The sequence below is a fragment of the Paraburkholderia unamae genome (assembly GCF_003096875.1).
Classification (GTDB): Bacteria; Pseudomonadota; Gammaproteobacteria; order Burkholderiales; family Burkholderiaceae; genus Paraburkholderia; species Paraburkholderia unamae.
Genome location: NZ_QEOB01000008.1, coordinates 29,881 through 52,884, shown reverse-complemented (window position 1 = coordinate 52,884; position 23,004 = coordinate 29,881). Strand labels below are relative to the sequence as shown.

Genomic DNA, 23,004 nt, shown 5'->3' with positions numbered 1-23,004 from the left:
CGAGCGTTATTGCGCCGCCTGCTGCTCGAAGCGCCTGAGCAGTTCATTGCCGCGCGAATTGGCCGAATCGAGCGCCTGCTGCGGCGTCTTGCTGCCCGTCCACACCTGTTCGAGTTCTTCGTCCACGATTGTGCGGATCTGCGGCATGTTGCCAAGACGCAGACCCTTGGTCCACGGCAGCGGCGGCTTGTTGAGCATCTGCTTCGTGGCCGTATCGGCACCGGGGTGCGACGAGTAGAAGCCCTGTTGCTGCGTGAGTTCGTACGCGGCTTTCGTGACCGGCAGATAGCCCGTGTCCTGGTGCCACTTCGCCGCAACGGCTGGCGAACTCAAATACGCGAGGAACTTTGCCACGCCCTTATAAACCTCGGGATTCTTGCCGCCCAGCACCCACAGACTCGCACCGCCGATGATCGCGTTCTGCGGCGCGCCCTTCACGCTCGGGTCGTACGGCATCATGCCGGTGCCGAACTTGAACTTCGCGTACTGCTGCACGTTGGCGAGCGCCCCCGACGAGCCCATCATGATGCCGCAGTCGCCGCTATAGAACTTCGCGGTGGCTTCGTCCTTGCGGCCCACGTAGGTGAAGGTGCCCTGCTTCGCCATGTTCTGGAGGAAGGCGATATGGGCCACCTGCAACGGCTTGTTGATTTCCAGTTGCGCGTCGAGACCGTCGAAGCCGTTGTTGCGCGTTGCGATGGGCGCGCCATGCCACGCGCTGTAATTTTCGATCTGGATCCAACCCTGCCAGCCCGTGGTGAAACCGCAGCTCATGCCCGAAGCCTTGAGCTTCGCGGCGGCTTCGGCGACTTCGGGCCAGGTCTTCGGCGGCGCGTCGGGCAGACCGGCCTTCTTGAAGGCGTCGCGATTGAAATAGAGCACCGGCGTCGAGCTGTTGAACGGCATCGAAACGAGGTGACCCGTTTTCGCGTCGCTGTAATAGCTCGCGATGGTCGGCACGAACGCCTTTTCGTCGAGCGGCACGCCCGCGGTCTTCATCACGTCGTAGACCGGCAGCACGGCCTTCTTCGCGTTCATCATCGTGGCGGTGCCGACTTCGTACACCTGGAGGATGGCGGGCGCGTCGCCGCTGCGATACGCCGCGATGCCCGCGGCGAGCGTCTGGTCATAGGTGCCCTTGAACACGGGCACGATCTTGTATTCGCTTTGCGAGGCGTTGAACTGCTGCGCGATCGCGTTCACGCGCTCGCCCAGCTCGGACTCCATGGCGTGCCAGAACTGGATCTCGGTCGCGGCGTGCGCGGCCTGCGCGCCGCCCGCGAGCAGCAGCGCGGCCATCAGCGTACGCAGTCGGCCGCGCGAACCCGCGCGTTGTATCTCGTGCTTTTTCATCTGGGTCTCTTCCTGTTATTGATCGTTGTCCCGGCTGGAGCGAGCGCCGGGACTTTGGTTCAGGACTTCGATTCTTCGATTGTCGACTTCGATACACCGGGCCGGCCGCCGCCCGTCGCACATGGCGTGCGGCGGCCTGCGCCCAAGGCAGGGCAAGAGTAGCACAGCGTATGGGACAGCCGTGTGATGGGCTGCGGGGGCGGGGGTGGGGGCGGGGGAGAAACGCGTGGCTTGTCAGAACTGGGCGGTGGCCTGCACGCCGACTGTGACGCGGGATGTGGGAAAGCCAGCCGGTTTGTAGATGGGTGTGCCGACAAAAAGGTCGTAGCTGAAGCCCGCATACTTCGCCGGTATGCCGCCACGGATGCCGATCACCGCACCCGCGAGCTGGGTGCCTGCGAGAAACGCCGTGCCCGGCCCGTAGACATGGCCGTAATCGATACCCGCGTAGAGCATCTGGCCGGTCTGGAAGACGGGCCATTGCAGTTCGTTACGCCAGTAGAAGCCGCGTTCTGCCGCGAGCATCGTGTTGCCGTCGAAGCCGCGCACTGTGTATCGGCTGCCTATGGTCAGGTCGTCGATATAGAACAGCGTGTCGTTGGTGAACTGGCCGTGCACGGTACCCACGTAGGCGAAGCGCTGCGACCCGATGGCGAACGGCACCGAGAGGTTCGCATCGAGCACCGCCATGTGGAAGCGGTATGTCGGCCCCTCAGGATACGGATCGGCCGTCGCACCGAATCCGCCGATGCCCTGACGATAGGCGAGCGTACCGTCGAACTGCGCCGCGCCGAAGTAGTGTCGATTCGTCAGGCCGAGTTCGAGAAACGTGTTGTTGCGCGCCTGGGTGGGGACCTCGTTATCCTCGATAAAGCTATTGCCGAAGCGCTTCGAGAGCTGGACATACGCGCCGCTCACGTCATTCTGGCTGCGCGAGATCACGCGCGCGAGACGCAGCGCCGCTGTTTGCGAATTGCCGCTCGATACGAACACGTCGCCACCGGTTCCGGCGATGGGCTGATAGTTGGTGTTGGTGTTGCCGGAAAGCGTGGCGGTCCAGTAGCCCCACGGCACCGAATACGAGCCATTGAAGCCGTGCGAGCCAAGCGACTTGTTCCCGAACGAGAGGTCCTGGTTTGCGCCGATCGAGAAGATATCGTTCAGCCCGAGCGGATTGTCGATACCCAGGTTCACGTTGCCTTGCCACTTGCCGGTAGCGTCGTTGCCCGAGTTGTCCACTGACGCGACGAACGTCCACGGTTTCCTGCGCTTGACGCTTACAACCACATCGCTCTCACCGGCCGTATCGCTAGGCTCGATCTGCATGTCGACGTCCTGACTGGACACGCGCTTCATCTGCTCCAGGCCCTGCTCGAGGTCGCGCAGATTCAGCAGGTCGCCGCCGTGCGTGGGAAATGCCGTTTTCCATGTCCCCCACATCGACGGATCGGCGAACCGCACCTGACGCACGACGCCGGGGACGAGCGCAAGTCTCATAACGCCAGAGGACAGATCTTGCTCGGGCATCAGCGCACGCGTGGTGATATAGCCGCGTGAGAGGATCACCTGTTGCAGGCCCTTTACCAGGATGTCCATGCCGGCCTTCCCGACGCACTGGCCCTTGTAGTGGTTCAGCCAGTCGAGCGCGAACGCAAACGGATCCTGCGGCAGCGCGGATGCGCCCTGCCTGCGCGCGGTCTCGGAGAGCGCAGGCGGTACGTCGAGCGCAAACGTCTCGATACGGAAGCACAGCGTCTCTTGCGGGAGTTCGGGATAGATCGCGATCTTCGGCAATGTCGAGCGTACCGCCGGGGCATCGACGGTTGCCTCGCGCTGTTGTGCGTCGAGGCGTTGTTGCATCTGCTGATTCTGTAGCGCGTTCGCGCGCGCGGCGGCGGCTTCCTCTGGTGAAACCTGCGCGTTGGACGTGAGCGCGACGAGGGCTGTGAGCGGTAAGGCCGCCATTGGCAAAAGGGATTTCATACGTGTCTTGTTGCGTGGCCGTTGGCCTGGAAGTTCGCGGCACACGCCGGGCCCGCGCGGTTCGAGGCACCTTATTGCGGAAGAATCCCGCTCTTGACTTCTTCCTTGCTCGACTGCATCGCGTAGTTCTTCACGACACCGTGGTCGTCAAAAAACACCACCAGTTCTTTCTTGTCCACGTTCTGGCCTGACATAAAAATGTTGGCGATGGGCACGAAGTTGATACCCTTGGAGGTCGCATTCGAGTATCGGTAGCGCCAGATTTCATTGCCGCTGTCCGTGAAGGACGTTTCGGTCGGGTCGCCAAACGCCTTGCGCACATCGTCTTTCGTGCTTGTGCCCCGCGTGAGCTTCGCGCTCACGCTGGTGGCATCTTCGGTTTTCAGTTGCTGGACGCCCGAACTTGCACAGCCGACGAGGACGGAGGCGGAAACAATGGCGACCAGAAGGTTGTTGCGAATCATACGTTTAGTTTTCCTATTTAAATAAAGGTCATTTACGGCGCGCGAGGATAGCAATCGCTATGGGTTAAACCCCGTACAACTGACTTTCGGGGACGATGAGATGCAGGACATCGCAGCGCTCGCTTGTCTGGATTGAAACGAGTGCCGGACGTTTTCTTCGTCATGCTTCATCTTGCTTGAGCGCTCTATCACCGGGAAAATCGACCGAGAAATGTAACTGCCAGTAACTATCTCAGATAGTAAAACTTCATTAAGTGTGCAAAGCAGTTCACTTGTGATTTCAAGCAAGGTGATGTAATGCCACGCGTGTTAGGGAGGCCGGGATCGGGTCAGGCCGTTGATGTTCGTGCCCGGCACCACCGCAAGCGAATCACACGCTGTGAGAACGATATGGTGGAGTTCGCCGCTCGCCTGTGCCAGGCCCGAGCGGCCCGCCAGATGACCCAAGCGCGTCTGGTCGAGTTGCTGGAAGTGGACCGGCGTGTCTGCAACCAGTGGGAACGGAATGCCCCGTTACCACAGCTCCACGCGGTGGTGCGGATTGCCCAGGTGCTACCAACCACCGACGATTCGCTGGTTGGTCTGGAACCGCCCACCGCGCCGCGCATCCACAATCCGCGCCTGCACGCGCTGTGTGAACAGCTGGATTCGTTTTCCGATGAGGACCAGCAGGTGCTCATCGTCCTCATGGACAGCCTGGTCAAGCGCTCGCAGATGACCCGGCTCATGACGAGCTGAAGGAGAGAGCCGGAAACGAAGCGCGGGCCGCATGGGCGGCAACCCATACGACCCGCTGACCACAACCAGTTCACAGGAGGAACTGATCATGGCTGATGCCAATCTTAATGCATTGCCCGCTCACCCCGAGCGGCGCGTTACCATCCAGCAGTCGTGGCGGTACCGGCGCGTCAATGCGCGAACCCACACCAAGCCGCCGCTTTATCCGTGGATCAAGCTGTCCGGACGCTGGCTTGAACTCGCGGACTTCGAGGCAGGCCAGCGCGTGAGGATCGAGGTGCACGACGGCCGGCTCGTCATCACGCACGATTGAACAGCACTGCAAACAGCAAACCCGGCTGCCGCCGGGTTTATTGTTTGCACATCAGCTACTCATGCCCATCATTTTCCCGGCAGTTTTCAATGATTCCGGGTGAACCCTCTGCTGCTCGTCAAGAACGCAAGTCAGCAGTTCATAAGCCACCCCATACTCACCGAAGTCAATATATTCAGCAACATCGTTGCAATCTTGCTCAGAGATTTCTCTCTCAACCTGCGCAAGCGATTCACGCATCAATCGCTCAATCTCATCATAAGGGTCTTGTTGCTTCGTCATTTCGGATTTCTGGGAACGTTTGTTGGAAACGCCGTAACGATTCCACCGCCTTTACTAGTTGGTTCGATATCCACACGAATGGCGATGCCATCGATAGCGCCATTTTTAACTATTCTGCCGTTGGCTTGAACCGTTTCAGGAACGGACAGATCTGTAGCGATATCTGAGACAGCACTCATGATCTTTGACGAGGACCAATCCTGTGGAAACACCGACTTACCAGGACCACCTGGCCATTGATGGCCGCCGCCCGTCGCGTCTCCAGTCAGTATATGGGTCGTTCGATCTGGTGATGCCAAATTAACATCGTTTTGGGGCGCGACCTTTCCAGCAGCAGCAGCCAGCGCCGTGGAAGGCAGCGTAGCCGCCTGGGCACCCGTCGCCACGAGCGCCGCCGTGCCCGCCCCCTTCACGTTCGAGCCACGCTGTGTCGTCTGGTCCTCCGACGACTGGCTCTGGCTCTTGCTCGAACCGACGCTTACCTGTACACCAATACTCGGTGCGCCGGGCGCCTTTTCATGTTGATACGTATTACAGGTAGTGGTGGTCGCCGTTTTCGTCCACGAGGACGGGCATGTCAAAGAGGGGTGCTACGCCTACCGATATGCCGCCCAGCACGGCAGCGTTACTTTCTGACCCAAGGCAGAATTCGTCTTTGTGCGCGGGGTGCAAAATAAGTGCTACCGGCCTGCGCCCATGTTCCTTCTCGTGTTGTTGGATACCGTGCTCAATCAACTGCCAGATGCCGCAAGTCAACTGCGCCTGTTTCATATAGTCAACCCCGTAACTTTATTTTGCATCCTTAATTTCTTTGACAATGCGCCGAGCGAGGCGCGCGGACTACTACGAAGTTATCCGTTCGCCCCGAAGTCATCCTCAAGATCACCTAGTTCCTTATAGAGAGCGACACCGCATAGTGCTCCACAGAATAGAAAAACTGGAAGCAACATTGCGAACCCCTCATCTCCATTTCCCTTCAATTCCCAGAGAATCGAAATTCCGAAATAGGCGAAAAATAGAAGGCCCACCGCCAAATAGAACCTAGAAAACAACTGCCCCCTGCTCAGTTGTGGCTTCCCTTTCATAATGCGACGCGCCTTTACTATTTGGTATATGAAGGCCACGAGTAGCAAGGCCCCAAGTGGCACCAATCTACCAAGGGCCGCTTTCCAGTCGGCTCCTCTAGCAATTCCAACGACCAGCAAGAACACCGCCAAGGACGCAATGGTCGGTATCCACTTACGGAGTCTCAAGAGCGCAACCTTGCTCGCCTCTAACATTGCCATCCCTATTTTTTCTGAATCACGCCTTGGATGATACCGCCAGAGTTTTGAATCGTCTTATTTGCCCAAGCGCCAGCGGGCCCTGGGATCATTGCTTGCGCCACGTAACCGGCAAAAGTTGTCCCCGCTGCCACTCCCGCAGAGAGATCTGGACTTCCATTCGTTACCGCTGCCGAACCAAACGCTGACGTAGCGTTGACCATCGCGTTGTAGCTACCAGCCGCCACGATTCCTCCCTTGCTCAGTCCGCCAATAGTTTCGTCACCAATCGCTAAAGGTCCAAAAGAGCCGAGGACCAATCCAGTGGCGTAGGATTTTCCAAAATTTGGCTTGTCCGTTGACAATCCTGTCATGTAATTGCTCACGTCGGCAGCAAAATCAAGTGACCCCGCGGTTGCCGCCGCGACGAGTGCATCAGGACCGAGGAATCCCAAAACCAACGTACCGGCTATATACGGAGCCTGTGCTTTCATGTTGTCCGAGGCCGCGTTAGCAATCGTGCCCTGCGCACCAATCGCCGCATTGAGCGTTGCATCACTGCACTGCGCGCCCGCGCCGCAAGCCTGCGTAACGAGATCCTTCTTCTTCCTGTTGTCCATGCCCTGGTTGTACTGCTGCACTGCCGAACCCGTCGCCGCGCCCGCCGTACCGCCGACCATCGCGCCGCCGAGACCAGCCGCGACGTTCGCAGCCAGGTTGCCGATCAGTTCCGAACCCGTAGTCGATGTTACTCCCTTCGACAGCGCGTCCAGTTGATTCGCCATCGCAGAGGCCGCGCCTGCGCCGACAGCGCCGCCCACGGCATCGAGCGCACCGCCGCCAAGCCCACCGATGAGCGCACCGCCTGCGATATGCGCCAGCGTCCGGTTCGCCCCGCCTTCGTCCCACGCATCATAAGTGGCCTGATCCGTCGCCGTATCGCGTTTGTGGTCCGCATACGCCCCGATCCCTTGCGCGACAACCTGACCCGCAGCCTGCGCAGCCTGCATCGTATCGGCCTGCTTGTTGATCAGATCGTTCACGTCCGGCGTATTCGCGACCGTGCCGTTCGTCCCCGTCGTGTCGCGGGAGAGGCTCGCGACGTCCTGCGTCTGGTGTGCGCCATCCGTCACGTTGATCGTGCCCGCACTGATCGCGCTTCGCGTCGTCGCACTCGAATCGCCGTTCTCGTTCTGCGAGATCATCGGCGATACGCCAGGCTGCCCGCTAACCGAACCTGGACCCGTCGCCTTGCCCGTATTGCCAACGCCTACGCCCGCGCTGATCCCGTTGCTGTTCGCGTCGTAGTGCGACTGGTTCTGGATATCGCTGTAAGTGAGCGTGCCGGTCGTCAGGCTGTTTTTCGATGCATCCGCCGTGCTCGATATCACCGCGCCCGTCAGGCCCGTGTTCCCCTTCACGTTGATATCGAAGCCACCGCTACCGGCATTGATCCCCGCCTGCTCGTTCACGCCCGCGTAGTTCGCGTCCGCATGGCCGTTCTGCGCGCTGAAGCTCGCGCTGCCGCCCGCCTGGCTGATGTTGAACCCACCGCCCGCGCTGCTCTGGTGCGCCACGCTCGTCGTCACGTCCTGAACGCTCGCCATGTTCAGGTTGCCGCCCACATCCGCGACCACCTTGCCGCCGTTGACCTGCGAGCCCGTGATGTTCGTGTCGCCCCCGCTGATAACCGTCACGCTGTTCGTGCCGTTCACATGCGAGGCGTTCTGGATCTGCGCGTCGCTGTTCGCGTCGCCGTGTGCGTTCGACATCGCCGCCGAGACACCAAAGCCGTTCGTGCCAACCGACACGCCCACACTCGCGCTATTGCTGCTGTTCGAACTGCGCGTCGAATCCGTGTTCGTGGTATTGACCACGTTCACCTGGTTCCTTGCCGCGAGCAGGACATCGTTCGCGCTCACGTTCGAACCGGCAATCGTCACGTTCCCGCTGCCAGGCGTGCCGTCACCCGTCTATCGGGCCGATGGCTGGAACTTGCAGGTTTTGAAGCAGGCCAGCGCGTGAGGATGAGGCGCACGACGGCAGGCTCGTCATCACGCACGATTGAACAGCACTGCAAACAATAAACCCGGCCGCAGCCGGGTTTGTTTTGTTACGTCTCTATGCACACTTTTCCAAGTCGGTCCGTGCAAGCTCGATAGTTTTCAGAAACTCTGCAAGACTGAACTTCATTCTCACACTCTCCGGCAAGACATACAGATCAGCAAGGAATTCGATCTCCATCTCGTCATTCCCATGTTCTTTGTCTAAAACGCAGAGCCGCTGACCGTTGAAGCTTACCTCTGCCATAAGGTGTTCGTGATCCATATCACTAACGAAGTCGATACTAAATCCAGTCATTCGATTCACCTTATTTCCTCGGATCCAAGAAGCCAGAGAACGAGCCGTCGGCATTAAACCTTATTCCCTGTCCATTGGGCAAACGGAATTCAACGCCACCGCGCGAGAGGTTCGTCTGCGTTGTAGACGGGTCGTTTAAGACCTGGTTCACAAACTCGCTTGCGGCGGCATTCTTATCGGCAATAGAGCCCGTAAGTGGTTCAAATGTGCCACCGGGACGGCCAGCATGTTTGTCCCACGCTCTCGCGGCAGCGGACAGACCAGAATCGTTAATCGGTTGATTCGCTGCATTTTGTAGATCGCCGGTATTGCCATTGCTTGCAGACGACTGGCCATCGCTACCGCTGTTGAAGATCGCGTTGCTCGGAGCGTACCCCGGCGTCGTCGCCGGCACAACCATGCACACCGGCGGCACACATACCGCAACCGGCACCGCTGAACCACCCGTCGCTGGCGGCTTCGAGTTCCCACCCGGGCCATTCAGATCGTCCGGACTTACATACGGCCCCTGCGGCCCGTTCGCATTCACCAGCGCCGCGAACTGGTTCGCCAGATTTTCCGCGCCACGTCCTGCACTGGCAAGCTGATCGCCGATCCAGCCAAGCGCGGAATTGGCCGTGCTGCCCTGGCCGTCGCCGTTGCCCGTACTTCGATTGTAGAGGTCCGCATTGCTCGCCGCGAACGCGCCAGCGCCACCGCCAACCAGCGCGCCCATGCCGCCCGCGAGGATGTTCGCCGCTACGTTGCCCGCCATCTGGGCCGCATCGCCACCACCCAGCGCGTCGCGCGTGCCGTTCGCAAGACGGTTCAGGTCACCCGCAGCCCAGGCAGCCACTCCCGCACCGGCGGCACCTTGTGCCGCACTGCCCATGCCGCCACCACCCAAACCTGCTACCAGGGCTCCCCCAGCTACGTGCAACGCGATCCGGTTGCTCCCACCCTCGTCCCATGCATCATAAGTGGCCTGATCCGTCGCCGTATCGCGTTTGTGGTCCGCATACGCCCCGATCCCTTGCGCGACAACCTGACCCGCAGCCTGCGCAGCCTGCGTCGTATCGGCCTGCTTGTTGAGCAGATCGTTCACGTCCAGCGTATTCGCCACCGTGCCGTTCGTCCCCGTCGTGTCGCGGGAGAGGCTCGCGACGTCCTGCGTCTGGTGCGCGCCATCCGTCACGTTGATCGTGCCCGCACTGATCGCGCTGCGCGTCGTCGCACTCGAATCGCCGTTCTCGTTCTGCGAGATCATCGGCGAGACGCCAGGCTGCCCGCTAACCGAACCTGGACCCGTCGCCTTGCCCGTCACGCCAACACCCACCCCCGCGCTGATCCCGTTGCTGTTCGCGTCGTAGTGCGACTGGTTCTGGATGAACTTTACATGTTCGTGATATTGAATCTCTCTATCAAGTTTCGGCACGCTTGTGGTGCAAAGGATCTGGCCCATTCTTCGGATTGCTTGATTTCGGGATCAAGACGATCAAGCGCCTCCGGCAACCACATGGAGCGCTGCTCTTCCAATGGAAGATGATCCGTTTCTGAATGGATAACTACGAACACATCGAAGTCAGGATCACGGTCAGCTATTCCGCTTAGCTGGCTCCGGATTGCAAGGACCTGCACGGCGCCCTCAAGGAAGGGTAGTTTGCCGTCAAGCATGGCTTGCGCAATGTCTACGAGACTGCGACGTGCCAGTATCTCTTGTTCAGTCATTTTCAGCGGCCCTTATTTCAAGGGAATGGACTTAGGCTCTACAACCTGACCAGTTACGGTGTTGCGGTAGGCATGGATTTCATATTGTGCCCCATCAGCAGCCGTGTAACCTGAGCTACTAACCTTACTCCAATCACCGGGCTGACCACCATATTCAGATACCAAGCGGGGAGCATCACGCAAAGGAACGTTTGTCCCACTCCCTGCGATATTAACGCCCTTGCCCGTGGCCAAATCCGAGAGTTGCTGCTGGCTTGCCAACGACTTATTAAGATTCAAACCACTGACAGCGTTGGCAATACCGCCCGACGTTCCACCCTTGCTGAAGCCCGCCGCCCCCGCAGCCAGCGCCGATGACGGCACCGTTGCAGCCTGGGCACCCGATGGCACCTTCGCCCCCGCCTGCCCGACCATCGCCCGCTCCTTGTCGAGCTGGTCGCGCATGTCCTGCGCTTCTTGCTTGGCCTCGGTGTCGTTCTTGTTGTGCCCCGCGTTGTACAGGTTCACGTTCGATGCGCCAGCCGCACCCGCCGTCCCGCCAACTGCCGCCCCCGCAACGCCCGAAGCAATATTCCCCGCCAGGTTGCCGATCAGCGATGAACCCGTCGCGCCCGATACCGAGTCGCTGAACGCCTTCATCTGATCAACCAGCTTCGAGGATAGCCCCGCACCCGCCGCACCGCCAATGGTCGAGAACGCGCTACCACCACCCAGACCGCCGATCAGCGCACCTCCCGCTATGTGAAGCGCGGTCCGGGAGTTGCCGCCCTCACTCCACGAGTCGAAGTCGGCCAGCGCCGCCGAAGCCCCGTCGAGATCACCGTTCTTGTAGGCCGCTTTCGCCGCATCAAGCGCATCCGTCTCTTTCTTGTCCGCATACGCGCCGATACCCTGCGCCACCACCTGGCCCGCCGCCTGCGCAGCCTGCATCGTGTCGGCCTGCTGGTTCAGGATATTGTTCTCGTCCGGCGTTTTCGCGACCGTGCCATTCGTGTCCGTCGCGTCGCGGCTCAGGCTCGCCGCGTCCTGCGTCTGGTGCGCTCCATCGGTCACGTTGATCGTGCCCGCACTGATCGCGCTGCGCGTAGTTGCGCTCTGGTCGCCACTGTCGTTCTGTCCGATCATCGGTGACACGCCAGGCTGGCCGCTGACCGATCCCGACCCGGTCGCCTTGCCCGTGCTGCCCCAGCCCACGCCCGCGCTGATCCCGTTGCTGTTCGCGTCGTAGTGCGACTGGTTCTGGATGTCGGAGAACGTGAGTGTCCCGGTGTTCAGGCTGTTCTTCGATGCGTCCGCCGTGCTCGATATCACCGCGCCCGTCAGGCCCGTGTTCCCCTTCACGTTGATATCGAAGCCACCGCTACCGGCGTTGGTCCCCGCCTGCTCGTTCACGCCTGCGTAGTTCGCCTCACCATTTCGCCCGAGTGCTTCTGATGTGCCGCAAACAATAAGCCCGGCCGCAGCCGGGTTTGTTGTCACTCATGGGCAGGTGGCGACGCATTTTCGGACTTGGCCAGCGCCTTGCTCACCGCCTCCTGCCAGTCTTGCCATGCGCCAGGGTCTGCTGGGCCATGCCCTCCCGTTATTTCCCACGATAGCGAACTAAGCATTCCACCAAGTTCATCTGCTTTTGTAAGGTCATATTCGTGCTCAAGGAAGTAGAACATCGCACGATATGCCTGCTCAATCGTTAGTTTCGGTTCACTCATCATTTCCATCCCGGTTTGATTGGTGCGGCAAGCCCCGTTTCAGGGTTATAGGGCAGCGGTGTTTGATTCACGCCACCATTCCAAACTTGGCCGTTTCGCGTCTGCACCCAAACTTGGGTGCCATCAGGCTGAATCTTGGCAGACCACACTGTGCCAAACTTATCTGGGCCTAGCGTCGTTGTTGGATCATTCGCCACGTCAGTAAGCAGTGCGCGGTTTTGCGCTGTATCCGCGATATGCCCATCGCGCGTACCAAATATCTTCGTCGCACGATTATCGGTCAACGCAAATTTTCCGCCACCCAATGCACCCGGATTTACCGGCAACTTGCCGATAGAGTCATCTGAAGTCGCTTTCGCGCCCGCTTGCCCGAGCATCGCCCGCTCCTGGTCGAGCTGCTTGCGGATATCCTGCGCCTCCTTCTGCGCCTCCGTCTCGTTCTTGTCATGCCCCTGGTTGTACAGGTTTACGTTCGACGCGCCCGCTGCGCCAGCCGTGCCGCCCACCGCAGCACCTGCAAGCCCCGACAGGATATTGCCTGCGATATTGCCAATCAATGACGAATCCGTGGCACTGGCGACAGTGTCGCTAAATGCCTTCGTCTCGGGCGCGAACTTTGAGGTTATGCCTGCCCCTGCTGCACCACCGACTGCACCCAGCCCGCCGCCGCCAAGTCCGCCAATCAGCGCGCCCCCCGCCGCCTGCGCGATAGCACGGTAGTCCCCACCTTCCTTCCAGTTCTTGTAGTCGGCCAGCGCTGCGTCTCCGGCGGCAACGTCGCCACTATCTGCCGCCGCCTTGCCAGCCGCGACCGCATCGTCGCGCTTCTTGTCCGCGTACACGCCGATGCCCTGCGCCACGACCTGACCGGCCGCCTGCGCCGCCTGCATCGTGTCCGCCTGCTGGTTCAGCATCGCGTTCACGTCAGGCGCATTCGATACCGTGCCGTTTGTGTTCGTCGTGTCGCGGCTGAGCGTCGCTACGTCCTGCGACTGGTGCGCGCCATCGGTCACGTTGATCGTGCCCGCACTGATCGCGCTTCGCGTCGTCGCGCTCTGGTCGCCACTGTCGTTCTGCCCGATCATCGGCGATACGCCAGGCTGCCCGCTAACCGAACCTGGACCCGTCGCCTTGCCCGTATTGCCAACGCCTACGCCCGCGCTGATCCCGTTGCTGTTCGCGTCGTAGTGCGACTGGTTCTGGATGTCGGAGAACGTGAGCGTCCCGGTGTTCAGGCTGTTCTTCGAGGCGTCCGCCGTGCTCGATATCACCGCGCCCGTCAGGCCCGTGTTCCCCTTCACGTTGATATCGAAGCCACCGCTACCGGCGTTGGTCCCCGCCTGCTCGTTCACGCCTGCGTAGTTCGCGTCCGCATGGCCGTTCTGCGCGCTGAAGCTCGCGCTGCCGCCCGCCTGACTGATGCTGAACCCGCCGCCCGCGCTGCTCTGGTGCGCCGCGCTCGTCGTCACGTCCTGCACACTCGCGACGTTCAGGTTGCCGCCCACATCCGCGACCACCTTGCCGCCGTTCACCTGCGAGCCCGTGATATTCGTGTCGCCCCCGCTGATAACCGTCACGCTGTTCGTGCCGTTCACATGCGAGGCGTTCTGGATCTGCGCATCGCTGTTCGCGTCCCCGTGCGCGTTCGACATCGCCGCCGAGACACCAAAGCCGTTCGTGCCAACCGACGCCCCCACGCTCGCGCTATTGCTGCTGTTCGAACTGCGCGTCGAATCCGTGTTCGTGGTATTAACCACGTTCACCTGGTTCTTCGCCGCAAGCAGCACATCGTTCGCACTCACATTCGAACCGGCAACCGTCACGTTCCCGCTGCCAGGCGTGCCGTCACCCGTCGCCACGAACGCCGCCGTGCCGCCCGCCGTCACGTTCGAGCCGCGCTGTGTCGTCTGGTCCTCCGACGACTGGCTCTGGCTCTTGCTCGAACCGACGCTTACCTGTACACCAATACTCGGTGCGCCGGGCGCCTTCGATACGCCATTTTTCACCATGTCGTACGCGCCGAAACCGGCCAGGGCCGCATCGCCGCCCGCTGCGATTACATGCAGCGCCGCCGCGCGGTCGTTGCCGCTACCGGCTGAGTGGCCGACCGACTGGCCCTGCGCATACGCATTGTTGATCGCGTCGCCCACCGAACCCGAGAGGCCAATGCTTATGCCGCTGCTGCTCGTTTTCTGCGTCTGCGCCTGGTGCGCCGTATCGGTCGCGGAATCGATGATGATGTTCGATGCCATGCCCGTCACGTTGCCGCCCGCGACCACGTCGCTGCCCGTCACGTGCAGCGTGTTGCCCGCCTGCATCGACAGGTTGCCGTTGATCGAACCCACCGTGCTCGCGTTGTTCGTCACGCTCGATTCCTGGTCGGTCGTGGCGAGCTTGCTGGTGCCCGCCGTCACCGTCAGGCCGCTCGTGCCCAGGCCCGTGCGCTTCTCCGCATAGCTGCCCGACGACTGCATCGTGTTCTGCGTCGTGCCGATGTTGATATCGTGCGTGGCGTCGAGCGCCACGTCGTTCGTCCCGACAACCGTGCTGCCGTTCACGTTGATATCGTGGCCCGAAATCGACACGCTGTCCGCTGAGACCGTGCTCCCCTGGCTCAGGGTCGTAGTCGTATCGCGCGAACTTTGCACCTGCTTGCCGCTCACCACATTGCTGTGGCTGTGCTGCTCCTGCCCGCTATCGACATGCGTTTCCGTGGCCGCCCCGATGTTCACGTCACCCGTTGCCGCCAGCGCAAGCGTGCCCTTGTCGAGATTGACCGAGCTACCGTTGACGTTGATGTTGTTGCCCGATACCACGGTCAGCGAGTTGCCCGAATTGAGCGTCGTCGCGGTCAGCGTATCGTCGGAGCGGTGGATCGTGGATGAATAGCTGCCGTGAGCATCGCTGCCCGAGTCGTTGCTGTCGATCGTCGAGGTCGCCTTCGCCGCATCGAGCGTCACATTACCCTTCGCCGCGACGGTTCCTCCACCGCCCAGGTTAATGTTCGCGCCCGTAGCGCTCAGGTCGCCGCCCACGCCGATCACCGACACGCCGCCCACGTTCACGGTGCTGCCCGTCACCGTGTTGATGTTCGTGTTCGACACGCCGTTCGCACGCTCGACCACCTTGTGCTCCCCGGTCTGCACCGTGCCGATATCGTAGTTGCTGCCCACGGCCATGCCGAGGTTGCCGCCGACGCTCAGGCTGGCCCCGTGCTGCTCGAAGTTGCCTCCGGTAACGATCGCCGCATTGCCCGCCACGTTCAGGCTCGCCATGGGGTCGAGCGTCGTGCTCACGCGCGTCGCGCCCGTGGCGCTGATCTGGTTGAGCGTCCTGGTCGCCGTGTCGAGGATCACGCTGCCGCCCGCGTTGAGCGCCAGACTCCCGGCGTTCACCTTCGCGGAAGTCAGATCGACGTTGCCCGCCGTTTGCAGCGCCATGAGGCCACCGCTCGTGAGCGCGCCGAAGGTGTTGTTGATCGACTGCGCGTCGATCTTCATGGAATTGCCTGCCTGCACCGTCCCGCTGTTCGTGAAGGTCTGCGCGTTCTGGATATCGATGTCCGTCGCCGCGATGAGCGGCCCGTTCATGTTCTGCTGGCTCGCCTTCGCCAGATACACCACCGGCACCAGCACCGACTGTCCGTCGACCATCTGCGTCTGCATGATGATCACGTTGCTCGTAAGCGCCGCGACCTGCTCGGGCGACAGGCTCATGCCGAGCGGCAGGTCAAGCGACTTCGAGAGCGACGCGCCCGCAGCAAGCAGCGACTGGTACATCGACTGGAGATCGGTGTACGGACCGAGTACGGCCTTGCCCGTGAGCGACGTGATCTGGTTGCGCACGAGCTGCTGCTCGTAGAAGCCGTCGCCCAGGCGCTTCTCGGTCGTCTGCGGATTCAGGCCGAGTTGCTGGAGGTAGTAGTCGCTCGAAATGAACGTCTTCTGGCTCGTGAAAGCCGGGTTCGTCTCGATCAGGTAGTCGGTGCCCGGCGTCGTGGACGGTTTGAACAGGCCGCCCTGCGGGATCGTCAGGTTTTGCAGCACGTTGACCGCCGTCGCGCTCGCGATGGCCGGATCGACCGGGGCGGTGCCGCCCTGGGCCGAAGCGCCGCCGGCCTTCGTGCCGCCCGCATTGCCGCTGACCGACGATGCACCGCCGGCGCTCGTACCGCCCGCGTTGCCACTCACCGACTGCGCGCCGCCGGCATTCGCGCCGCTCGCGTTGCCACTCACCGAGGACGCGCCGCCCGCCGTCCCGCCGCTCGCATTGCCGCTGATCCCGCTCACGGTGACGCCCGACAGCGCCTGGCCGGGCGCGAGCCCGATCGACGGGATGCCCGCGTTGCCCGCCGTGTTGTTGATGCTGATGCCCGTCCCGGAGAGCGTGCCGCCCGCGACGAAGCTCGATTCGTAGGCCGGCAGGGCATAGTTGCGGATGTCGGCCGGTGCGGCCTGCGTATAGCCACCGGGCTGGCCGCCTGTGAACGGCGCGTCGCCGAACGGTAGCGTCCAGTCCGCAATGCTGTGGTCGTAATTCGTGTAGTGGTAGTAGCCAGAATACGTGACCTGCACGCCGGGCGCGGCTTGACCCTGCCAGCTATTCTGGTCGAGCGATACAGGCGCGGCGATGTTGCCGACCGCCGCGACCGCGCTCCAGTAGTTCCGGAGCTGGCCCACCGACGAAGCGTCGAGACTGCCACCCGCAATGATCTGACCCTGCGGACTGATGCCGGCGATCAGGTTCGCCACCGCTACGCCGGTGTAGGTCGTGTATTGCCAGCCGCTGTTCCACTGTCCGCCGTGCGGAGGATCGGTAGGCACGCCGCCGATCAGGTCGGCAGTGCCATTGATCCAGCCGACAAAGGGATGATTTGCGGCGCAGGCAGCCGTGACCGTAGAGATGCAGCCCGACAGGCTGATGCCGAACTGGTCAAGCAGGGCGGGATCGACCGGCTGGTTGAAGCCCGTCGTCGTCACCTCGCGCCGGGTGTTCGTCACCTGGTCGGCGTGCAGTTCCATGTCGCCCGCCGACTCGACCAGCGCCGATACGTTGTTGATCAATGCCGCGTTCGTATAGCTGCCGTCCGCGTTCTTTCCACCCGCCAGCACAACCTTGCCGAGACCATAAACGGCAGTGGTCGCCTGCGTGTCGCCCGCCGTCGTGTCGTCGCGGTTCTCGATATCGCTTGCGAGCAGTTCGAGCGTACCGTTGCTGTCCGTCGCGCCAATCAGCGCGGTCGGCCCCACGTTGGAAAGCGTGCTGTTCGCGTTCAGCGACACGCTGCCGCCAACGATGACACCCGTGTTTTCCAGCGTGTTCGAATGCGTGCTGAGCGTGCCGCCCGCCATCATCGTGCCGCTGTTCACGACATCCCCGGCGTTGACGTCGAGATTGTTCGCCGCCTCCACGAGCGCCGCGTTGGTGAACGTTCCCGGCAACGTGAAGCTGAGGTTGTGCCCGGCGTTGAACTGCACGTCGGGCGTGGGGGCGAAATCGCCCTGCATGCTGACCGAAACGTCGTTCGCCGCGCTATACGCGCCGCCGCCCGTGAGCGTCGAAGCGCTCACCGCGAGGTCATGCGTCGCCCCCATCTGTCCGTTGGCGTTGTTGATCGCGCCCGTGGTCGTGACCGTCACATCACCGGTCAGGCCCGCGACGTTGCCGATTGCGCCGCTGGCATTGTCCAGCGTATCGCCCGTCACCTCGACGTTCGCGCCGCTCATCTGGCCGCCCTGGGTGTTCACGATCGCGGACGCGGTCACATCGACGTTGCCGTTGCCCGTGACCTGACCGCCCGTGTTCACGAGCTGGCTTGCGCCCTGAACAGTGGTAGCGCCCGTGCCGAGGTTGCCAATGAGGCCGCCCGTGTTGTCGATCGACGCGGCCTGCACGGCGAGCGCGCTGGTGTCGCCTGCGTCTGCGGTACCGGACTGGATCTGCCCGCCCGTATTGATCAATGCGCCGCCGCTGGCAAGCGTCGCCGACGAGAGGGAACGCACGACGCCCTGCGTGTTATTCAGCACACCCGCGATGGTGGCCGAGAGATAACCCTGCGCGGCGAACACGCCCGACGTGTTGTCGAAGCTTCCGGCACTGGCGACGAGCTGGCCCGCCGTGATGATCCTGCCGCCCACGTTCGCGAACGCGCCCGCGCCGTTACCCGGCGCAATCGTGAACGTGCCCGTTCCGGCGTGGAGAATCGAGCCGCCGTTGTTGTTCAGCACCCAGGGCGCAAGCGTGAGATCCGTGCTGTTGGTCTGAAGCGTGCCGCCCGCCGAGTTGTCGAACGTCCCGCTGACGTTCAGGCCCATCAACGCCGCGCCATACTGCGTGATCGTGCCGCCGTGGTTCACGACGTCGGTCGCGGAAAGTGCGAGCTGGTTCGACTCGATATCGCCGCCGCTGTTGTCCAGCGTGCTGCCAGTCGCAATCGTGAGGTTCGGCGCGACGATCGCTCCGCCGTTGTTCGTAAGCGAACCCGTGTGGATCGTTTCGTTTGACCCCGCGCCGAGCTGGCCGTCATCGTTCGTGAGAGCGCCGCTCGTTACGCTCAGGTCCGCATTCGACAGTACCTTGCCGCCGATGTTATTCAACGTCCCGCTGACGGTTGCCTTAACGCCGGCCTGTCCGCTGATCGAACCGCCTGCGTTGTTGAGCGTCGCGCCCTGGGCCGCGATGTTGCCGTTGCTGACGATCGCGCCGGCGGCATTCGAGATCGCGCCCGCGCCGTTACCCGCGTTGAGCGTCAGGCTGCCGTTGCCTGCATGGATGAGCGTGCCGCCGTCGTTGTCGAGCGCGCCCGCTGCAAGCGTCAGGTCCGTGCTGTTGGCCTGAAGCGTGCCGCCCGCCGAATTGTCGAATACACCGCCGATGGTCAGCCCGAGCGGGTTCGTCCCGTACTGCGTGATCGAGCCGCCGTGGTTCAGCAGATTCGCCGCATTCAGTGCGAGCTGGTTCGCTTCGATATCGCCCTGGCTGTTGTCGAGCGTACCGGCGGTCGAGACCGAGAGGTTCGGCGCGACGATCGAACCACCGTTATTCGTCAGACTCCCCGTCTGAATCGTTTCCTTCGAGCCCGCGCCAAGCTGGCCGTTATCGTTCGTGAGCGTGCCGCTCGTCACGCTCAGGTCCGTGCTCGACAGTACCTTGCCGCCCGAATTGTCGAGCGTGCCGCCGATGCTTGCCGTAACGCCCGTCTGTCCGCTGATCGAACCGCCTGCGTTATTGAGCGCACCGCCCTGGGCTGCGATCTTGCCGTTGCTGGCGATCGTGCCGGCGGCATTCGAGATCGCGCCCGCGCCGTTACCCGCGTTGAGCGTCAGGCTGCCGTTGCCTGCATGGATGATCGTGCCGCCGTCGTTGTCGAGCGCGCCCGCTGCAAGCGTCAGGTCCGTGCTGTTGGCCTGAAGCGTGCCGCCTGCCGAATTGTCGAACGTGCCGCTGACGGACAACCCGAGGGGGTTCGTCCCGAACTGCGTGATCGAGCCGCCACGGTTCAGCAGATTCGCCGCGCTCAACAAGAGCTGATTCGCCTCGATATCGCCCTGGCTGTTGTCGAGCGTGCCGGTGGTCGAGACCGAGAGGTTCGGTGCGACGATCGAGCCGCCGCTATTCGTCAGGGAACCGGTGCGCAGGCTCCCGTTCGTGCCCGCACCAAGCTGCCCCCCGTCGTTGCCGAGCGAACCGCTCGTCAGACTCAGATCGGTGTTCGAGAGAACCTTGCCGCTGGTGTTGTCCAGCGCACCGCTCAAGTTCGCCGTGACACCCGCCTGTCCGCTGATCGAACCACGCTCGTTGTTGAGCGCGCCGCCCTGGGCCGAGACCTTGCCGTTGCTCGTGATCGTGCCGCCAGCATTCGAGATCGCGCCTGCACCATTACCCGCGTCGATCGCGAGCGTACCAGCACCGGTATGGGTGATCGTGCCGCCGTCGTTGTCGAGCGAGGCGGGCGTCAGCGTCAGGTCCGTGCTGTTGGTCTGGAGCGTGCCGCCCGCCGAATTGTCGAACATGCCGTTGACGGACAATCCCAACGGATTCGTCCCGTACTGCGTGATCGAGCCGCCCCGGTTCAGCAGATTCGCCGCATTCAGCGAAAGCGCGTTCGCCTCGATATCGCCCTGGCTGTTGTCCAGTGTGCTGGCGACCGTGAGAGACAGGTTCGGTGCAACGACCTTGCCGCCGCTATTCGTCATCGAACCGCTGTGGACGGTGACGCTCGAACCCGCACTGAGTTGGCCGTGGTCATTCGTGAGCGAGCCGCTCGTGACGCCCAGGTCTGTATTCGACAGTACCTTGCCGTTGGTGTTGTTGAGCGCGCCGCCTGCTGTCGCGCTCACGCTGCCCTGGCCGCTCACCGAGCCGCCCGTATTGTTGAACGTACCCGCCTGCGCGACGACGTTGCCGTTGCCGGTGATGTTGCCACCGACGTTCGACGCCGCGCCCGCGCCATTGCCCGCATTCACCGCCAGCGTGCCGCTGCCCGCGTGGGTGATGCTGCCCGCGTCGTTGCTGACGGAGGCGCCCGCGACCGTCAGGTTCGTCGCGTTCGATGCGATGCTGCCACCGTTCGCGTTGTCGAGCTTGCCACCTGCGGAGACCGTCTGCGCGCTGGCGCCCGTCTGCGTGATCGAGCCGCCTTCATTGTTGAGATCGCCCGGCGTCGAAACCGCAACGGTGTCCCCGGCAATGGAGCCCTTCGCGTTGTTGATCGACGCGCCCGTGACCGTGGTATTCGTACCCGAGAACGAGCCGCCCGCGTTGGAGAGCGCGCCGCTCGCCGTGGCGGTGAGCGCATCGCCCGCGCTCATCGACCCCGCGTTGTTGAGGTTCCATGCGTTCAGGACGGCGTTATGCAGTGCGCTGAACTGCCCCACGTTGGTGAAGGTGTAGGCGCTCGCCTGCACGTTGCCGTTCCCGCCGATCACGCCCCCCAAGCCGTTCAGCAGCGTGCCAGTGACGCCAAGGTTCAGGCCGTCGCCGTTCAGTGACGTAATGCGGCCCGCTGTGTTGTCCAGGGACGTGCCGGCGAGCGAGAAGCCCATCGCGCTCTGCATCGTGCCCTGGCCGTTGGCGATCGCTCCGCCACCGCGCACCTGCATCGCGCCTTGCGAGACGAACACGCCGCCCTGGTTCAGCACGTCGCCTGCCGCCGTCGCGTTGAGCGGCCCCTGCGCCGAGACGTTGCCGCCCTGGTTAGAGAGCCTGCCCGCGTTCAGCGTCACGGCCCCGCCCGTCATCGCGCCGTGGTCGTTGACGAGCGAGCCTGTCGCCTGCGCATTGATTGCCCCCTGGGCGCTCGTCGTGGCGCCCGAGAGGTTCAGGTCCCCCGCGTTCGCGACAAGCGAGAGATTGCCGTTCGCGGCCGTCTCGCCGCCTGCGAGATTCACCGACGCACCCGTGAGCGACGCGTCGCCGCCAGCGACGTTGTGGCCCGTGGCTGTGAGCGCGCCCGATGAGGCAACGTTCAGGTTCGCCGCCTGCGTCACCACGCCGTCGCTGTTCACGCCGGAGGCGAGCGAGCCGGTCGAGCTCACCGCGCCCGCGCCCGCGTTCAGTGCGCCTTGCGCTGCGAGCGTGCCGCTGTTCGTCAGGTCCCCTGCGGTGTTCGCGGAAAGCGCGCCCTGAGCGTAGGTGGTCCCGCTGTTCGTGATGCCGGTGTTCGAGTTGACGATGACGTTGCCGCTCGCGGTTGTTCTGCCTGTCAGCAGAACGCGGCCATCCGAACTCAGCGTGAAGTCACCCGCCTGGGCGGCAATCACGCCGGCATTGCCGACTCCCACGCCATGCTCATTGGATGACAGGTAGATCTTGCCCGCGTACATGCCACCCAATTGACTGACATCAATCGAGACGGGCGGAGGCGCGCCATTGCCCGCTATCGGCGTGGCCGCCAGCGTGTCGTGATTGATATTGTTCGAACCCGCGATGACGTTCAGGCTGTTGGCATAGACCGCTGCATTGATCTGCACGGCTCTTGCCAGCAAATCCACCTGATCGACATTCGACGCGTTGAAGCCCGCGCCCTGAACGGTGATGGTGCCGCCCGTGACGCTGTAACCGGTGAGCGCGCCGTTCGCGTCGAGTTGCGGGATGCCAGTCGTCAGAACTGCCCGGTTCGTGTTGATGAATCCGCCGCCATTGACGGCAATCCCCGACGGATTCGCGAGAACAACCGTGGCGCGCTGGCCCGCGACTTCGACGAAGCCGTTCAACTGTGACGGGTTCGCACTATTGACCTGATTGACGATGATCCTTGCAGATTGCCCGGCAGCATAGTTCGGATTGCCGTTGATCTGTCCGGCGAGCTGGGTATTCGTGATCGTCGGGGAATTGTTAAGAATCGCACCCTTCTGATTCACATCAAACTGGTTATACGTATTCATCGACACGCCAGCGCCGCTCGGACGATTGACGTTGACCTGATTGATACCGTTTGGCGTGTTGATCACGTTCGGCGCGTGCGCGCCGCCCGGCACGATCTGCGCGAGCGACCAGACCGGCATGACGCCAAGGAGTGCGAGCGCCGCAAGCACCATCGCGCGCAGGACGAAAACGGGTGAGCCGGCAGCCTGCGGGTGCGACTCGCCGCGCCCTACCTCGCCGCTGCCTCCTCTGCCATTCGCGGATGCAAACTCAGCCACCGCGACACACATGCGATGGACCCGGCTATACACCAGGCGGTACGTATTCCTGTTCATCTTTTTGATCGTTCTATTGCCGGGGAAATCGACCGCAAAATGTAAGCGCGCGTTACTATCTCAAAGAGTAAAACTTCCTTAAGTGTGCAAATTAATTCCCCTCTGACTTGAAACAAATCGAGGTACTAGAGG

The 23,004-nt window shown here is 62.4% G+C and carries 15 protein-coding genes and 1 pseudogene; 2 read left to right on the top strand and 14 right to left on the bottom strand.

Annotated features, from left to right (window positions below):
* Positions 1 to 6: 6 nt before the first annotated feature.
* The 3 genes from ugpB to bamE all read right to left on the bottom strand — a co-directional run bounded on the left by ugpB (position 7) and on the right by bamE (position 3,800).
* A complete protein-coding gene (gene ugpB, locus C7402_RS17770) occupies positions 7 to 1,299 on the bottom strand; it encodes a sn-glycerol-3-phosphate ABC transporter substrate-binding protein UgpB (protein ID WP_116611689.1) in 1,293 nt (430 codons plus the stop codon).
* A 288-nt stretch (positions 1,300 to 1,587) separates the two neighbouring features.
* Positions 1,588 to 3,336 (bottom strand): ShlB/FhaC/HecB family hemolysin secretion/activation protein, encoded by a 1,749-nt coding sequence (locus tag C7402_RS17765; RefSeq protein ID WP_116611481.1) that lies wholly within the window; start codon positions 3,334 to 3,336, stop codon positions 1,588 to 1,590.
* 71 nt (positions 3,337 to 3,407) lie between these two features.
* Positions 3,408 to 3,800, bottom strand: coding sequence for an outer membrane protein assembly factor BamE domain-containing protein (bamE, locus tag C7402_RS17760; protein ID WP_116611480.1), 393 nt, complete (start codon positions 3,798 to 3,800; stop codon positions 3,408 to 3,410).
* Positions 3,801 to 4,190: 390 nt separating this feature from the next.
* Between bamE and C7402_RS17755 the strand changes: the two genes are divergently transcribed.
* Positions 4,191 to 4,538 (top strand): helix-turn-helix transcriptional regulator, encoded by a 348-nt coding sequence (locus tag C7402_RS17755; RefSeq protein ID WP_116611479.1) that lies wholly within the window; start codon positions 4,191 to 4,193, stop codon positions 4,536 to 4,538.
* A gap of 88 nt (positions 4,539 to 4,626) precedes the next feature.
* Positions 4,627 to 4,851 (top strand): SymE family type I addiction module toxin, encoded by a 225-nt coding sequence (locus tag C7402_RS17750; RefSeq protein ID WP_116611688.1) that lies wholly within the window; start codon positions 4,627 to 4,629, stop codon positions 4,849 to 4,851.
* Positions 4,852 to 4,902: 51 nt separating this feature from the next.
* Here C7402_RS17750 and C7402_RS17745 read toward each other — a convergent pair whose 3' ends face one another.
* The 11 genes and pseudogenes from C7402_RS17745 to C7402_RS17700 form a co-directional block, all read right to left on the bottom strand.
* Entirely contained in the window at positions 4,903 to 5,133 is a 231-nt protein-coding gene (locus tag C7402_RS17745; protein ID WP_116611478.1) for a hypothetical protein, read from the bottom strand.
* Complete coding sequence (locus C7402_RS17740; RefSeq protein ID WP_165841912.1) at positions 5,130 to 5,519, bottom strand: EndoU domain-containing protein; 390 nt, start codon at positions 5,517 to 5,519, stop codon at positions 5,130 to 5,132. Before C7402_RS17740 ends, C7402_RS17745 begins: the two co-directional genes overlap by 4 nt.
* Before the next feature lie 145 nt (positions 5,520 to 5,664).
* A complete protein-coding gene (locus C7402_RS46985; RefSeq protein ID WP_165841911.1) occupies positions 5,665 to 5,904 on the bottom strand; it encodes a hypothetical protein in 240 nt (79 codons plus the stop codon).
* Between the two features lie 80 nt (positions 5,905 to 5,984).
* The gene (locus C7402_RS17735; RefSeq protein ID WP_116611476.1) at positions 5,985 to 6,419 is read right to left on the bottom strand and encodes a hypothetical protein; all 435 of its coding nucleotides are present in this window, start codon (positions 6,417 to 6,419) and stop codon (positions 5,985 to 5,987) included.
* Between the two features lie 2 nt (positions 6,420 to 6,421).
* Positions 6,422 to 8,368: pseudogene (locus C7402_RS17730) on the bottom strand (hemagglutinin repeat-containing protein); the annotation flags it as partial.
* A 148-nt stretch (positions 8,369 to 8,516) separates the two neighbouring features.
* Complete coding sequence (locus C7402_RS47425) at positions 8,517 to 8,756, bottom strand: hypothetical protein (protein WP_224043782.1); 240 nt, start codon at positions 8,754 to 8,756, stop codon at positions 8,517 to 8,519.
* Positions 8,757 to 8,766: 10 nt separating this feature from the next.
* Positions 8,767 to 10,197 (bottom strand): hypothetical protein, encoded by a 1,431-nt coding sequence (locus C7402_RS17720; RefSeq protein ID WP_133254502.1) that lies wholly within the window; start codon positions 10,195 to 10,197, stop codon positions 8,767 to 8,769.
* Complete coding sequence (locus C7402_RS17715) at positions 10,128 to 10,463, bottom strand: DUF2489 domain-containing protein (protein WP_116611473.1); 336 nt, start codon at positions 10,461 to 10,463, stop codon at positions 10,128 to 10,130. The genes C7402_RS17720 and C7402_RS17715 overlap by 70 nt, the downstream gene beginning before the upstream one ends.
* Before the next feature lie 12 nt (positions 10,464 to 10,475).
* On the bottom strand, positions 10,476 to 11,855 hold the full coding sequence (locus C7402_RS47420) for a hypothetical protein (protein WP_116611472.1): 1,380 nt from the start codon (positions 11,853 to 11,855) through the stop codon (positions 10,476 to 10,478).
* A gap of 83 nt (positions 11,856 to 11,938) precedes the next feature.
* On the bottom strand, positions 11,939 to 12,172 hold the full coding sequence (locus C7402_RS17705) for a hypothetical protein (RefSeq protein ID WP_116611686.1): 234 nt from the start codon (positions 12,170 to 12,172) through the stop codon (positions 11,939 to 11,941).
* The gene (locus tag C7402_RS17700; protein WP_116611471.1) at positions 12,172 to 22,872 is read right to left on the bottom strand and encodes a two-partner secretion domain-containing protein; all 10,701 of its coding nucleotides are present in this window, start codon (positions 22,870 to 22,872) and stop codon (positions 12,172 to 12,174) included. Before C7402_RS17700 ends, C7402_RS17705 begins: the two co-directional genes overlap by 1 nt.
* Between the last annotated feature and the right edge of the window lie 132 nt (positions 22,873 to 23,004).